Source organism: Arthrobacter sp. Rue61a, assembly GCF_000294695.2.
Classification (GTDB): Bacteria; Actinomycetota; Actinomycetes; order Actinomycetales; family Micrococcaceae; genus Arthrobacter; species Arthrobacter aurescens_A.
This window is the reverse complement of record NC_018531.1, coordinates 3,928,746-3,941,474: the sequence shown is the minus strand read 5'-3', so window position 1 is coordinate 3,941,474 and position 12,729 is coordinate 3,928,746. Positions and strand designations below refer to the sequence as shown.

At 61.7% G+C, this 12,729-nt stretch carries 14 protein-coding genes; 6 read left to right on the top strand and 8 right to left on the bottom strand.

Annotated features, from left to right (window positions below):
- Nucleotides 1–235 precede the first annotated feature (235 nt).
- Complete coding sequence (locus ARUE_RS17875; RefSeq protein ID WP_286139802.1) at nt 236–1,486, top strand: hypothetical protein; 1,251 nt, start codon at nt 236–238, stop codon at nt 1,484–1,486.
- A gap of 93 nt (nt 1,487–1,579) precedes the next feature.
- Here ARUE_RS17875 and ARUE_RS24185 read toward each other — a convergent pair whose 3' ends face one another.
- The 4 genes from ARUE_RS24185 to ARUE_RS23835 all read right to left on the bottom strand — a co-directional run bounded on the left by ARUE_RS24185 (nt 1,580) and on the right by ARUE_RS23835 (nt 3,678).
- Nucleotides 1,580–1,768 carry a hypothetical protein gene (locus ARUE_RS24185; protein WP_162486098.1) on the bottom strand — a complete coding sequence of 63 codons (189 nt, stop codon included), beginning with the start codon at nt 1,766–1,768 and terminating at the stop codon, nt 1,580–1,582.
- Nucleotides 1,762–2,868, bottom strand: coding sequence for a glycosyltransferase family 2 protein (locus tag ARUE_RS17870; protein ID WP_011776071.1), 1,107 nt, complete (start codon nt 2,866–2,868; stop codon nt 1,762–1,764). The genes ARUE_RS24185 and ARUE_RS17870 overlap by 7 nt, the downstream gene beginning before the upstream one ends.
- 296 nt (nt 2,869–3,164) lie before the next feature.
- Nucleotides 3,165–3,335, bottom strand: a complete 171-nt coding sequence (locus tag ARUE_RS17865) for a hypothetical protein (protein ID WP_178994140.1) — start codon at nt 3,333–3,335, stop codon at nt 3,165–3,167.
- A gap of 220 nt (nt 3,336–3,555) precedes the next feature.
- Entirely contained in the window at nt 3,556–3,678 is a 123-nt protein-coding gene (locus ARUE_RS23835) for a hypothetical protein (RefSeq protein ID WP_286139800.1), read from the bottom strand.
- A 302-nt stretch (nt 3,679–3,980) separates the two neighbouring features.
- On the opposite strand from ARUE_RS23835, the gene ARUE_RS17860 reads away from it, so the two are divergent.
- Nucleotides 3,981–6,008, top strand: a complete 2,028-nt coding sequence (locus tag ARUE_RS17860) for a rhamnogalacturonan lyase (RefSeq protein WP_043470663.1) — start codon at nt 3,981–3,983, stop codon at nt 6,006–6,008.
- Between the two features lie 115 nt (nt 6,009–6,123).
- On the opposite strand, the gene ARUE_RS17855 is transcribed toward ARUE_RS17860, so the two are convergent.
- From ARUE_RS17855 to ARUE_RS17840, 4 genes are all read right to left on the bottom strand, one after another.
- Nucleotides 6,124–6,816: an SRPBCC family protein gene (locus ARUE_RS17855; protein ID WP_014922738.1), complete on the bottom strand. Its 693-nt coding sequence runs from the start codon at nt 6,814–6,816 to the stop codon at nt 6,124–6,126.
- 206 nt (nt 6,817–7,022) lie between these two features.
- Complete coding sequence (locus ARUE_RS17850) at nt 7,023–8,255, bottom strand: metal-dependent hydrolase family protein (RefSeq protein ID WP_014922737.1); 1,233 nt, start codon at nt 8,253–8,255, stop codon at nt 7,023–7,025.
- A 1-nt stretch (nt 8,256) separates the two neighbouring features.
- Nucleotides 8,257–8,742, bottom strand: a complete 486-nt coding sequence (locus tag ARUE_RS17845; protein WP_014922736.1) for a GAF domain-containing protein — start codon at nt 8,740–8,742, stop codon at nt 8,257–8,259.
- Between the two features lie 5 nt (nt 8,743–8,747).
- Complete coding sequence (locus ARUE_RS17840) at nt 8,748–10,136, bottom strand: MFS transporter (RefSeq protein WP_011776051.1); 1,389 nt, start codon at nt 10,134–10,136, stop codon at nt 8,748–8,750.
- Nucleotides 10,137–10,244: 108 nt separating this feature from the next.
- Between ARUE_RS17840 and ARUE_RS17835 the strand changes: the two genes are divergently transcribed.
- The 4 genes from ARUE_RS17835 (at nt 10,245) to ARUE_RS17820 (ending at nt 12,729) form a co-directional block, all read left to right on the top strand.
- Nucleotides 10,245–11,123 carry a MurR/RpiR family transcriptional regulator gene (locus tag ARUE_RS17835; protein ID WP_014922735.1) on the top strand — a complete coding sequence of 293 codons (879 nt, stop codon included), beginning with the start codon at nt 10,245–10,247 and terminating at the stop codon, nt 11,121–11,123.
- A gap of 69 nt (nt 11,124–11,192) precedes the next feature.
- Nucleotides 11,193–11,555, top strand: coding sequence for an ArsR/SmtB family transcription factor (locus tag ARUE_RS17830; protein WP_011776049.1), 363 nt, complete (start codon nt 11,193–11,195; stop codon nt 11,553–11,555).
- On the top strand, nt 11,552–12,049 hold the full coding sequence (locus ARUE_RS17825; protein WP_014922734.1) for an SRPBCC family protein: 498 nt from the start codon (nt 11,552–11,554) through the stop codon (nt 12,047–12,049). Before ARUE_RS17830 ends, ARUE_RS17825 begins: the two co-directional genes overlap by 4 nt.
- Nucleotides 12,050–12,150: 101 nt before the next feature.
- Nucleotides 12,151–12,729 carry an adenylate kinase gene (locus ARUE_RS17820; RefSeq protein ID WP_014922733.1) on the top strand — a complete coding sequence of 193 codons (579 nt, stop codon included), beginning with the start codon at nt 12,151–12,153 and terminating at the stop codon, nt 12,727–12,729.

Below are 12,729 nucleotides of genomic sequence, written 5' to 3'. Positions count from 1 at the left end.
CCTTGCTACTTGATAATCGAGGTCAGGCGTTCCTCGGGGGTGGAACGTGGTTGCGGTCACCGGTAACAGCCGGTGACGGTTCTGGGCGCATCAGCAGGAGGAAACAGCTATGGCATTTTCAGTGAGGCTCCTTCCACATGGGGGACGAAAAGCAATGGGGTTGGCCGTGGTCGTCGCGGTCGGTTTATCGATGTTCACAGGAATAGGCCCATCGCATGCGGCGGACACCACGCCCATGGCTGAGGACCCTGGCCCGGTGGGTAGCTTCGCGTGGAAAGGGTTCAACTGGCAAAAGCGCTTTTGGGGCGGGGCGCCCATGTATAACGCGAGCTGGGATGCCAACAATGTGAGTAATCCGGACGCCAACGGGTATGTCAAACTTTCCATCAGCAACCCCACGGGGTCGGCGCCGAAGGGTGCGGAGTTCCAGTCCACGCGTGAAGGTTTCGGGTATGGCACTTACAGCACCACGGTGGAAAAGGATGTCAGCTCCCTTCAGAAGGAAGTGGTGTGGGGCTGCCTGTTCACCTACGACCCCAATGCGGTGCCTGGTTATACGGAAATCGACCTTTGTGAAGCCTCTGCCTGGGGTGGGGGCGCAGCCTACGGCGAAGACTGGCCTGTGACCCAAGGGCATGGGTATTGGTTTGACGCCACACTGCCGCCTGGGCAGGGAAACAACACCGTCACTTTTGACGTCACCAATGCCCCGCTTCTCACCCACAGGATGGTCTGGGAACCGGGCAAGCTGACCTATGAGACGTTTGCGGGGGAAGGCTACGACGGCACATTGCTCAAGAGAACCGTTTTGGAGGGTTCCACGGTCCCGCTTCCCGCTAAGGAACAAATTCACTTCAATCTCTGGGTAACCGGCGGAGGAGGCGGAGATGCCGCACACGTGGCTCCTGAAACGGTCACCATCCGGGACTTCTCCTTTGTTCCCGCCAACCAGGGTCAGCTCACAGCACCAACACCCACCATCTCAGGCACGGCAGCCGTCGGCTCAACGTTGACCGCCGCGCCGGGAACCTGGACCACCGGCACCGCCCTGGGCTATCAGTGGTTCCGGAACGGCACGGCAATTGTCGGTGCAACCAGCGCCACCCGGGTCCTTGCCGCCGCGGATCAGGGCACCAGCCTGACGGTCCGCGTCACGGGAACCAAGGCCGGCTACGCAACTGCCGTCAGGGAGTCTGCTCCCACAGCGACAGTAGTAGCCGGGACTTTGGTAGCGCCCACCCCGATTATCACGGGAACGCCGACAGTGGGATCAACGCTTACGGCCAATCCTGGTACATGGACATCCGGGTCCACCTTGACGTATCAGTGGCTTCGCTCGGGTGTGGCAATCCCCGGGGCCACGGCCCGTTCCTACAAGCTGGTGAGTGCTGACCAGGCTGACGCAATGAGCGTGCGGGTTACCGGCACCAAAGTCGGCTACACAACGGTGGTCAAGTTCTCGGCCAGCACGGCCTTGGTGCAGTAGGCCAGTACGGCGAATACAACAAACCCGCAATTGTGTCGCGCTGGAGGTAGCGACACAACTGCGGGTTCGTTGCCTCATCTGGTTTTTCCGTGCCTACTTTTGTGCCCGGACCGGAACGATCCTCTTAACGGCAAGTCCGAGAGCCAGCATGGCAAAGGCAGCCAGCGCGAACCAGAAGAGGTCTCCGGCTCCAGTCAATGCAAGCGTTCCTGAGCCCATCCCGGCTGCTACTGCCCCTGACACCGGGGCTACGGGGTTGTTGTACATGAGTCGGTTTACCAAACTTTCTTTCTGTTGAGTGCTGCATCCAGGTACGCCTTGGCGTGGACAGCCTGGAGGAAGATATCGATGACGGTTTCGTACATGGTTGCGGCCAGGAGCATGTACCTCCAGCCCCGGAAACGCACAGTAACTATGCGTTCCAGGATGAAAATGCCGGTGACGGTAATCCAGAAGGGTTGAAGGTTCAGGCCCATACCGGAAATCAACGCGAACAGGAGGGAACCGAAGTAGGCCAGTGTCACGAGGACACCGATCATGGAAAGAAACTGGCGTCCCCAGTAAGGCCTTGTTACCTTGGTCCATCCGTATTGCACGCAATTCTCCACCGCGCCGCGCTTCCAACGCAGCCGCTGTGACCACAGTTCACGCCAGGTGGGCATGACTTCCGTGACCAGTGTGCAGTTGGATGGAGACGCGATGCGGTAGCCCAGGGTCAACAGGGCAAAAGAGAGTTCGTTGTCCTCGGTCAGCACCGAGGTGTCATAGACGCCGCCGTTGCCGTTTCCGGGAGGGAGCTCGCCCTTCAACCGGGCGGCCACGACGTCCCGCAAAGTCTTGACGCGGAAAAGGGCCGCCGTGCCGGTGACTACCAGGCACTTGCCGTGAAGTCGCTTCACATCCCGTGCGTAGCGGGCGTATTCGTTGCGCTGCAGGTGGCCCACAAAGCCGCCTCCCGGACCACCGCTGAACACTCCGCCAACAGCGCCGAGCAGTTCGTCAGCCAGCAGGTTCTTGGTGGCGTTTTCGATGAAGTCGAGGGCAAGTTGCGAGTCGGCGTCTTGGACCAGGACCAAGTCCTCTGGGTCGGCATCAGGGAGGAGCTCGCTGAGGGCGAAGTTCAGGGCACCGGCTTTCTTGTCCTTGTTTCCCACGGTGCGCATAACTTCGGCGCCCTGAGCCAGGGCAAGCTCTTCAGTGTCATCGGTGCAGTTATCTGCCACCACGATCACACGGTCCGGGCGATGAGTCTGGTTTTTCAAGGAGAGCAGCGTCTCGGTGATTCCGGCAGACTCATTGTGTGCCGGAACCAGGACGGTGACCACCCCGCCTGCCGCGCGGTGGGATCGTCGCGGCCTGGCAGCCGTGATTTCCGTGAGCATTGTGATCCCTCCGTTCGTGCGTTGACGCGTTGACTCACTAAGAGTTCCAACGCGAACGCAAGATCAGGGGAGGGAAACCGTCAAGGAAAACTCAAGGTTTGCTCAGGACTTTCCATAAGGCGTCACGAATCGGGTTCGAGGACCACTGGTGCACAAAAGGAACCCGGACTTGTTCGAATCTCCCGCCGTACAAGATGGGGGGGAGGCAAACAACTGCGGGAGATGCGCGCGCTTAAACGCAAGAGGACGACGTCGGGAGGTCCCGGCGTCGTCCTCTTGCGTAGTGCTTGAGCTGCTTAGCGGTTCAGGCTGACCGTGAAGGTTTTCGGTCCGCTCAGGGTGACTGCGATTCCGCAATTTTCGGCGGCAGCGCGGTGTGAGAGGGACTCGATGGCGGCATCGATGGTGTGGTCGATTGCCGACTTGTCCCAGATTTTCAGCGTGATGGAGTCAGTATGTGTCGTCATTGTCAGTACTTTCACTCAGGCCGTTGACAGCCCCAAGCTTCTTCGCAGGGGCCGCATCCTCGTCGGTGAGGATTGCTGATTCAGCTTGTATGGGAACGAATTCCCTCATTCATGGTTCATGCTGCCCACCACGGTTGACAAGTAAATCCGGCTAAGTGTGACCGATTACACGTTCCTCATGACTCCGTGTAACCCGTGACTCCGTCCCCGCCTCAGCGACTCAAGCGGCGGGCAGCAAGTCCAGTGTGTAGACCACCAGCTGCACCTTGGGTGCGGGCCGTTCCTTCTCACGGTCGGGCCGGCGGACGTAGCCCAGACGCCGCAAGTCCAGCGGTTTGTACATTCCTCGGACAGCCTCCTGGATTCGAGTCCAGGTCAGGAGCGATTCAGCCGGTGGCCTTCGCCAATCTGACGATTATGGCCCCACAAATCCGCAAATTTCCTAACGAAGCCGGACAGTCATTTCCTGTCAAACCCTTGACCGGGCGCTTGAGGCACTGGTAAACCTTGTGAGCGGAAAGCGCTTTCTGGCATCGTCCAGCCACCTCCCACTCTTTAGGCGTGGCTCTACTTGACGCGTGTGTGAAACGTTCCAAACATGGGAGCGGCAGACCCACTGCCGCCCTGCATCAAAGGAGATGTTCTTTGGCTTACCCCTCGAAATGTTCCTACCGCAGTACCCGTAGCCGTGCATGGAAGGCCGTCCCCCTGGCAGCCTCGGCGTCACTCGCCGCTGCAGCCATAGCGCTGACGGGCGTCCCGCTGGCTCAAGCAGCCCCCGCCCAACTCGCGCCGGCAGCGCAAACCGGACTCCCCGGTGTCGTGCCTGCCGCGAAGGATCCCTCCGCCCTCAAGCGGCAAGTGGAGAACCTGGACCGGGCGCCGGTGGCTGTCCTGACTGACCAAGGCGTCACAGTGAGCTGGCGTATGCTCGGCCTGGACAAGGACAGCATCGGCTTCCAAGTCCTGCGCGACGGCGTCAATATCACCCCGGAACCCATCCGAAATGCCACGATGTTCGTGGACCCGGATGGCACCGCCGAATCCAGCTACGTCATCAAAACCGTCGGCAACGGGCAGGGGCAGGACAAACTGACCCAAGCGGTAACGCCGCTCGCGCAGAACTACCTGGCCATCAAGCTGGACAAGCCAGCAGACGGAGTCACCCCTGACGGAAAGCCGTACAGCTACTCGGCGAACGACGCCACGGTGGCGGACCTCGACGGCGACGGGAAGTACGAGGTCATCCAAACGTGGGCGCCATCCAACGCCAAGGACAACTCCCAATCCGGCTACACGGGGAACGTCTACGTGGACGCCTACACGCTGGACGGCACCAAGCTGTGGCGCATCGACCTGGGCCGAAACATCCGCGCCGGCGCTCACTACACGCAGGTTCTGGCCTACGACTTCGACGGCGATGGCAAGGCTGAGGTCTCCCTCAAGACAGCCGATGGCACCCGCGATGCTGCAGGAACGGTGATTGGAAACGCCGACGCCGACTTCCGCAACAGTGCCGGCTACGTTCTGTCCGGTCCCGAATTCCTGACAGTCTTCAAGGGCGAGACAGGCACAATCATGGACACTGTGGCCTACGAGCCCCCGCGCGGCTCTGTCACCGGCTGGGGTGACAACTACGGAAACCGCGTAGACCGTTTCCTGGCCGGCGTGGCTTACCTCGACGGCGAGCACCCGTCCATGATGTTCAGCCGTGGCTACTACACGCGCACCGTCCTGGTCACGTACGACCTCGTCAACGGCAAGCTCGTGAAGCGCTGGACCTTCGACTCGAACCTCGCCGGCGATGAATACAAGGGGCAGGGCAACCACAACCTGTCCGTGGCCGACGTGGACCAGGACGGCAAGGACGAGTTCGTCTTCGGCTCCATGACCATTGATGACAACGGCCAGCCGCTTTACAACACCAAGCTCGGCCACGGCGATGCCATCCACACCAGCGACCTTGATCCGTCCAGGCCCGGGCTGGAGACGTTCGCCGTCCACGAGAGCATGAGCCAGAGCGGCAACCGCGGAGCAACCTTCCGCGACGCCGCAACCGGTGAAGTCCTGTGGAGCATCCCCGCCGCCAGGGACACCGGTCGCGGTGCGGCAGGCGACATCGATCCCCGCTACGCCGGGGCTGAAGGATGGGCCGTAGGAGGTACGGCTGCCTGGGATTCCCCCGTTGGCCAGTTGGTATCGGCCAAGGGCGAGCTGATCTCCGAGAAGATCCCTGCCGCGAACTTCCTGGCATGGTGGGACGGTGACCTGCTCCGCGAAGTGGTGGACCACGACTACGACGCAACCTTGTCCCGCGGCGTTCCCACCATCTCCAAGTGGAACTGGGAAACCGAGTCCAGCGATCGGCTGCTGACGGCAGAGGGTGCACGCAGCAACAACACCACCAAGGGCAACCCGTCGATCCAGGCAGACATCCTGGGCGACTGGCGCGAAGAGATCGCCTGGCCGTCCACAGACAGCACTGAGTTGCGGATCTACACCACCACCGCACCCACCGAGGTTCGCCTCCGGACCCTGATGCATGACACGGTCTACCGCACAGCTGTGGCACGGGAAAACGTGGCCTACAACCAGCCCCCGCACCCGAGCTTCTTCATTGGTGAGGGCATGCAGGCTCCGGCGATTCCCGCCGTCGTCTACACGGGTAAGTAGCGTACACGGGGAAGCAACCGGCTCCCTGTAAGGGAAGTCCCTGCAACACGAGACTGCTCACCAAGAGAATGCCGCCCGGGTCGCTTGACCCGGGCGGCATTTCGGTGCGTAGGGCTTACCGCTGTCCTGGCAGCCCGCCCAGCGGTGGGATGAAGCCTTCGCCGCGGCCCTCATCTGCCTTTCGCTCAGCTGCGCTGCGGGTGTCGCTGTCAGCAGTTTCGTCGGAGTCGCCCTCCAGGTCCACCAAGCCGTTGGTTTGGTCGAACACGTGCGTTGCGGGGTCGATCACCGGCGTTGAATCCGAGGCTGCGCTGGCGCCCGTGGCGGCAGCAGCTCCCGTCGTCGGGGTAGCGGTAGTCGCGGTCCCAGGAGCCGGAGTTGCGGCTTCGGGCGCCTGCTTTTCGATGTACTCCTTGAACTTCTTCAAGTCTGACTCAGCCTGCCTTTCAACAATGTGCAACTTGTCGCCCAGGAACTCGAGGACGCCGTGCGGTTCGTATTCCAAGGACAGATGCAGGGATGTCTGGCTGGGGCCGGCTTCCTTGAAGTCAACCCAGCCGGCATTCTTGGCACCTTCCACGGCGGCCCATGCCACCGCGCGGTCAAGGTCCTGCTGAACGATCTTGGCTTCCCAGCGGCGATGGACGCCTGCAATTTCGGCCACCCACTCCAGCCGGTCTTCGCTGAGCCGCGTTACGCGTTCCACTCCGCCCATGAAGTGCGGAAACTCCTCGAACTTGGTCCACTGCCTGTAGGCCGTACTAACCGGAACGTTGACCATGATTGTCTTGTTTACTTTCGTGGTCACGATGTCCTCCTCCTGCTCGACTCGGTATTGATCAGCATGCTTACATTATCGAGCTTTTTGGAGGGTAATAACAGGCCCGGTTAGCCCCAACGCTCTCTCACATAACGGACCCTTCCGCCCAACGCTCTATCACCTGGTGAGAGAGCGTCGGCGGAAATGGCGCGTTATGTGAGAGAGCGTCGGGAGGGACTGCGCCCGGCCGGGCCCTAGGAGATCACCCGGCCATCCTGAATCAGGTACTTAAGATGCTCGGAAATGTCGGCCAGCACCGAGATGTCAGCCACCGGGTCGGCGCCCAGGACCAGCATGTCGGCATCTGCGCCAGGTGCGATCACGCCAAGTTCACCTTCGCGCTCAAGCAGCAGGGCCGCCGTCGTGGTTGCGGAGCGGATGGCGTCAATAGCCGGTTGGACCTTGCCGAGCAGCCTGAACTGTTCATTCTGGTGGCGATGCATTCCGCCCAGGAGGTCCGAACCGAAGGCCATTTTCACCCCGGCTTCGTGGGCGCGGGCAATTGCTTCGAGTCCGCTGGTGAGGACGGAATCCACCTTGGCCCACATTTCCTCCGTGAGCCCGAACTCCTTGCCCTCTTCCTTTAGCGCCCAATACGTGACCAGTGTGGGCACCAGGAAGGCGTCCTTTTCCAGGAACAGCTTCAGGCTCTGGTCGTCCAGGAGATTGCCGTGTTCGATCGAGCGGACACCGGCTTCAAGGGCGCGGTTGATGGCGCGGGCGGTGTAGGCGTGGGCGGCAACGTAGCGGTTGGCGGCCTGGGCTTCCTCCACCGCGGCGCGCATCTCTTCCATGGAGTACTGGGTGGAGTCGATGCGATCCGTGGGGGAGGAGACGCCGCCGGACGCCATGATCTTGATGTGGTGGGCGCCCTTGCGGATCTCGTCGCGAGCGGCGGCACGGACCGCGTCCACGCCATCGGCTACGCGCCCGATGCCGCAGCATCCACGGCCGTTGGGGTCATGGTCTTCGCCGGGCAGGCGCATGTCGCCGTGACCGCCGGTCTGGCTGAGCGCGTGTCCGCAGAAATGGATTTTCGGACCCTCAAGCAGGCCCTCTCCTTGAGCCATGGCCAGCCCGAAATCGGCGCCGGAGAGATCGCGGACAGTCGTGAAGCCGCGACGCAGCATCTGCCCCATGATCCGTGCCGTCTGCGCGTAAACATAGGACGCCGGCGTGTAGGTCAGTGAACGGAAGTCGGCGCTGGATGCGACCACGTGGACGTGGGCATCGATCAGGCCGGGGATGACGAACTTGCCGGTGCCGTCGATCACCCGCGCGCCGGCTGGCGCCTCGGCGTTCGGACCGACGCTGCTGATCTTGCCGTCAACGCTTACGACGTCGGCGGTGGAGTAGGTGCCGGCCTCAACGTCCAGGACACTTGCGTTGCGGATGACCAACGGGGTGGTTTCTGGGGTGGTGCTCACGTTAAACGGTGTCCTTCGCGGGTGCTTCGGGGGATTCGGTGGGATGGGCCTCAAAGGCCTGGACGAGTGCAGACAGGTTCGCATTGATGACGTCGACGGCGGTTTCCACACTTTGCTGCGTGTACTTGCCTTCCGCGTCCAAGAGGGCGAGGACGCCCACAACGTTGTGCTGTTGGTCGAGGACGGGCACGTTGATGACGGCGCCGCAGCCGAGCTGCTGAATAAGTTGGGAGTCGGAGAAGACTTCCCGGAGGGCTTCCAGATCGGGGGCAAGGAATGGCTTCTTGTCCTCGATGACTGTCCCCAACCAGCCGGGGGAGATCTCCACCGTTTTCTCGCCGCCCACAGGGTATTCGGCCGGGTGGCTGGTGAAGAGCCGCTTGAGGCTGGAACGCTGCGGGATCCACTGCAGGGCAGTAAACAGAATGACTCCTGGTTTCTGCTGCATGGCCCGGAAGGTTTGTTGAAACACTGCGTCTGTGATCATCGCGCTCACTTACTTCCTGCCGCTGCCGGATCATGCTCGGCACGGGCGTTGATGTCCTCCAGTGACTTGCCCGCGGTGGAGGCACCGAAGATCACGACGCCAAGGACACCGATGGTCAGAACCACTGTGGTCATGGTGAACACTCCACCGAAGCCAAGGGATGCAGCGAAGATGCCGATGATGGACGGGGCCAGGATGCTGCCGATGCGGCCTACCGCGCTGGCCAGGCCGACACCCGTGGCGCGCATCCATGTGGGGAAGAGCTCCGGAGTGTACGCGTAAACACCGGCGTAGGTGCCATTCAGGAAGAAGGACAACGTTGCGGCTGCCACCAGGATCATGCCGGAGTCGTTGGATTGGCTCAGCCAGAAAGCGCTGATCGCCGATCCCGCCAAGTACAGGGCGATGGTGTTCTTGCGGTCAATCCGGTCACACAACCACGCGGCGGAGAAGTAGCCGGGGATCTGCGCCAGGTAAATGAGGATCGAGAACTCGAAGCTCTTGGTGATGGTGATGCCCCGGCCTACAAGAAGGGTGGGAATCCAGGAGAAGAAGCCGTAGTAGGAGAACGTGATGACAAACCAGATCAACCAGATCACCGCAGTGCGGCGGCGCATTGCCTTGGACCACATGAACTTGAGGGCGTTCCATATGCTGATCTTCTGCTCGTGCTTGGTGATCTCTTCCTCCGCGGCCGGCAGGGGTGAGAGTGGTTTGCCGGTTGCCTTCACAACGCTCTGCTCAAAGCGATCCACCACTTCCGTGGCCTCGGCTATGCGGCCACGGCTGATGAGATACCGCGGTGATTCCGGCAAGCTGCGTCGCCACCACAGGAGGAGAAGGATGGGGATGGCGGTGATGACCTGCGCCCAGCGCCAGCCGTCCTCGCCCAGCGGGACAACAAAGCGGCCAATGAGGGCGGCGCCAACGAATCCGAAGGAGAAGAACCCGGCCAATGTTCCGATGAACCAGCCGCGACGCTTCGGGGGAATGAACTCGGACAGGAACGGCGCGATGATCACGCTTTCAGCGCCTGCGCCCAAACCTGCAAAGATCCGTGCAATCAGGAAGATTTCGAAGTTGGGGGCCATGGCCGCCACCACTGACATGAGGCAGTAGAAGGCCAGGGCCCAGAGCATGACCTTCTTGCGGCCAAAGCGGTCGCCCATCCAACCGGCCAGGATCGCGCCGAAGAAGAAGCCGAACGGGGCCGCCGAGCCAACCAATCCGAGGCTGGCGGTGTTGAGGCCCCACAGTTCCTGGATGCGCGGGAGCAGGAATGCGACCACTGCCCCGTCCATACCGTCGAACGAGTAGCCGAGGCCTCCGATGAGGAGAAGCTTGTAGTGTGGTCGACTGAGAGCCAGACGATCCAAGCGTGCTGTAAGAGACATGGTGGTTCCTGCCAAAGTGGGCCAAGTTGTACATTTTTAGGAATATGCACAAGTCTGTGCAGAAGCGATGTATCGAAGTTACGGCCAAAGTGTGAGGTAGGTCAATAGGTGGAAGAAGATTTCGACTCGTCAACGTTGACCGAGTGGCTGGACAGCCGCGTCCAGGGGCGTAAGCTCGCGGCGCGCCAAATGCAGGTGATTGGCATCCTCCGTTCACAGCCCCGGCTTGCGTCCTACGGCTCTGTCAGTGACATCGCCGCCGTGGCCGCATCGAACGCTTCCACCGTGACCAGAACCGCGCAAACACTGGGATTCAAGGGCTGGGCGGACTTCCAGTTTGAGCTCCGGTCGCGGTTCCTGGCATCGCTCAGCGCAGTGGAAGTTGCGGCCGAACACAACGGCCACGTGAGTAGTCCTGCGCAGGCTGCGGTGTCCACTGACCGGGCTAATTTGGCCCATTTTGAGCGCACATTGGACGCCGAAACCCTGCACAATATTGCGAAGGCGATCGCCGGTGCGCGGCAGACCTTCATAGTGGCAGCAGGAAGCTACGCCATCCCTGGCAAGGCCCTGGAGCACAACGCGATCATCGCCGGGTACAACGTCCGGCTCCTTGATGCCGATGTCGCAGCCCTCACCAATGCCATTGCACGGCTCGGTGCAGAGGATCTGGTCATAGCCATCAGTCTCTGGCGGGTTTACGACAGCACCATGCGGGCCGTCGAGATCGCCCACAATCTGGGCACGCCTATCGTTTCCATCACCGACAGCGCGGGCTCGCCCGTTGCGGTGCATGCCGACCACAGGATTGTGGTGCCCACGGAGGGTGCCGGCTTCTTCCCGTCCCTAACAGGTGCGGTGGCCGCGGTCCAGGCGATCGCCGTCGAGCTTGCCTCCCTCGATCGCGAGAGATCCAACCAGAACATCGCCGCCTCGGAGCGGACCTGGGACCAGATGCGCATCATGCATCCACGGTCCACGTCCTAGCTTCGCCAGCGAAATGTCGCTTCGGAAACCCGTTGACACCATTCAGCGTCGGAGATATCGTACAACCAAATGGTTGTAGATCAGCTCCGCAGAAGTCTCTCCGACGACGAAACAGACCGCCTGTTCCAAGCACTGGCCGATGCCACGCGCAGGGACATCGTGGCCAGAGTGACGGCTGGAGAGTACTCCGTCTCCGGTCTGGCTGCGCTCTACACCATGAGTTTCGCGGCCGTGCAGAAACATGTTGCGGTCCTGGAACGGGCCTCCCTGGTGACCAAGGAGAAGCGTGGGAGGGAGCAGATTGTGCGGGGGAACCATGAGGGGCTGCAAAAAGCCCGGCATCTGTTGGACCAACTTGAACTGATCTGGCGGCAACGTGCCAGCCGGATCGCGGACATACTCGCCGAAGACGATGAAAGGGATCTGCCATGACTGTTGTCAGCGTAGACAAGGATGTTGAGGCCCTGAGCTTCAGCATTGTTGCTGAATTCGATGCCGACGTGAAGCGCGTCTGGGCTATCTGGGAGGACCCCCGGCAGCTGGAACGCTGGTGGGGACCGCCCACCTGGCCGGCAACTTTTGAGACCCACGAGTTTACCGTCGGGGGAAAGGCCGCCTATTACATGACCGGCCCGGACGGTACCAAAGCCCGCGGCTGGTGGCAGTTCACCACCATCGACGCCCCGGACCACCTCGAGTTTGACGACGGCTTCGCGGACGAGCACGGCGCACCCGTGGAAGAACTGGGTGTCACCCATGCCACCGTGAAGCTGGAGCCCTTGGAAAACCGGACACGAATGACCATCACCTCCACCTTTGAGTCCGAAGAGCAGATGCAAAAGATGGCCGAGATGGGAATGGAAGAAGGAATGCGCGAGGCGATCGAGCAGATCGACGCCGTGCTTTCGGAACCGGCCAACGCCTGACTGCTGAACCACACGCAAAAAGATGCCGACGACGGCGGGTGCCTCCCGCCGTCGTCGGCGTATGGTTAAGTCCCGGCTGCCTCTCGGAACGGACCAGTGTCATGGCGCGAATGATCATCATGGGCCCTCCTGGTTCCGGCAAGGGCACGCAAGCCGAGCACATCGCACGGCGTTTCGGCATCCCGGCCATCTCCACCGGGGATCTGTTCCGTGCGCACGTCCGGGACAAAACCGAATTGGGCGTAGAGGCCAGCGGGTACATGGATCACGGAGAATTCGTGCCGGACCACGTCACCACAGCCATGCTCCGGCGGCGGCTCGAGGAAGAGGACGCCAGCGAGGGGTTTCTGTTGGACGGCTACCCGCGGACGGTCATCCAGATAGGCGCGCTGGACGAGATGCTCGCTGACCGCCAGCAGACCTTGGAGGTAGTTCTCGAGCTGACGGCACCGGACCATGAGTTGGTGTCCCGGATGCTGCTCCGAGCGCAGGAGCAAGGGCGTGCCGATGACACCGAACCGGTGATCCAACGCCGGCTGGAGCTGTATCGGGCCGAGACGCAGCCGGTGCTGACGGCGTACTCTCAGCGCGGGATTCTGCTCACGGTTGACGGATCCGGCGAGCGGGAAACCATCACGAAGGCCGCGGTCGCCGCGTTGGAGGGAGCGCTGGCGGGTTAG

What these genes read in the sequence shown, in the direction of transcription:
- ARUE_RS17875 (WP_286139802.1), top strand. Translation starts at nt 236, where the DNA reads ATGGCTGAGGACCCTGGCCCGGTGGGTAGCTTCGCGTGGAAAGGGTTC.
- ARUE_RS17870 (WP_011776071.1), bottom strand. Translation starts at nt 2,868, where the DNA reads ATGCTCACGGAAATCACGGCTGCCAGGCCGCGACGATCCCACCGCGCG.
- ARUE_RS17865 (WP_178994140.1), bottom strand. Translation starts at nt 3,335, where the DNA reads ATGACGACACATACTGACTCCATCACGCTGAAAATCTGGGACAAGTCG.
- ARUE_RS23835 (WP_286139800.1), bottom strand. Translation starts at nt 3,678, where the DNA reads ATGTACAAACCGCTGGACTTGCGGCGTCTGGGCTACGTCCGCCGGCCC.
- ARUE_RS17845 (WP_014922736.1), bottom strand. Translation starts at nt 8,742, where the DNA reads ATGATCACAGACGCAGTGTTTCAACAAACCTTCCGGGCCATGCAGCAG.
- ARUE_RS17840 (WP_011776051.1), bottom strand. Translation starts at nt 10,136, where the DNA reads ATGTCTCTTACAGCACGCTTGGATCGTCTGGCTCTCAGTCGACCACAC.
- ARUE_RS17830 (WP_011776049.1), top strand. Translation starts at nt 11,193, where the DNA reads ATGGTTGTAGATCAGCTCCGCAGAAGTCTCTCCGACGACGAAACAGAC.
- ARUE_RS17825 (WP_014922734.1), top strand. Translation starts at nt 11,552, where the DNA reads ATGACTGTTGTCAGCGTAGACAAGGATGTTGAGGCCCTGAGCTTCAGC.
- ARUE_RS17820 (WP_014922733.1), top strand. Translation starts at nt 12,151, where the DNA reads ATGGCGCGAATGATCATCATGGGCCCTCCTGGTTCCGGCAAGGGCACG.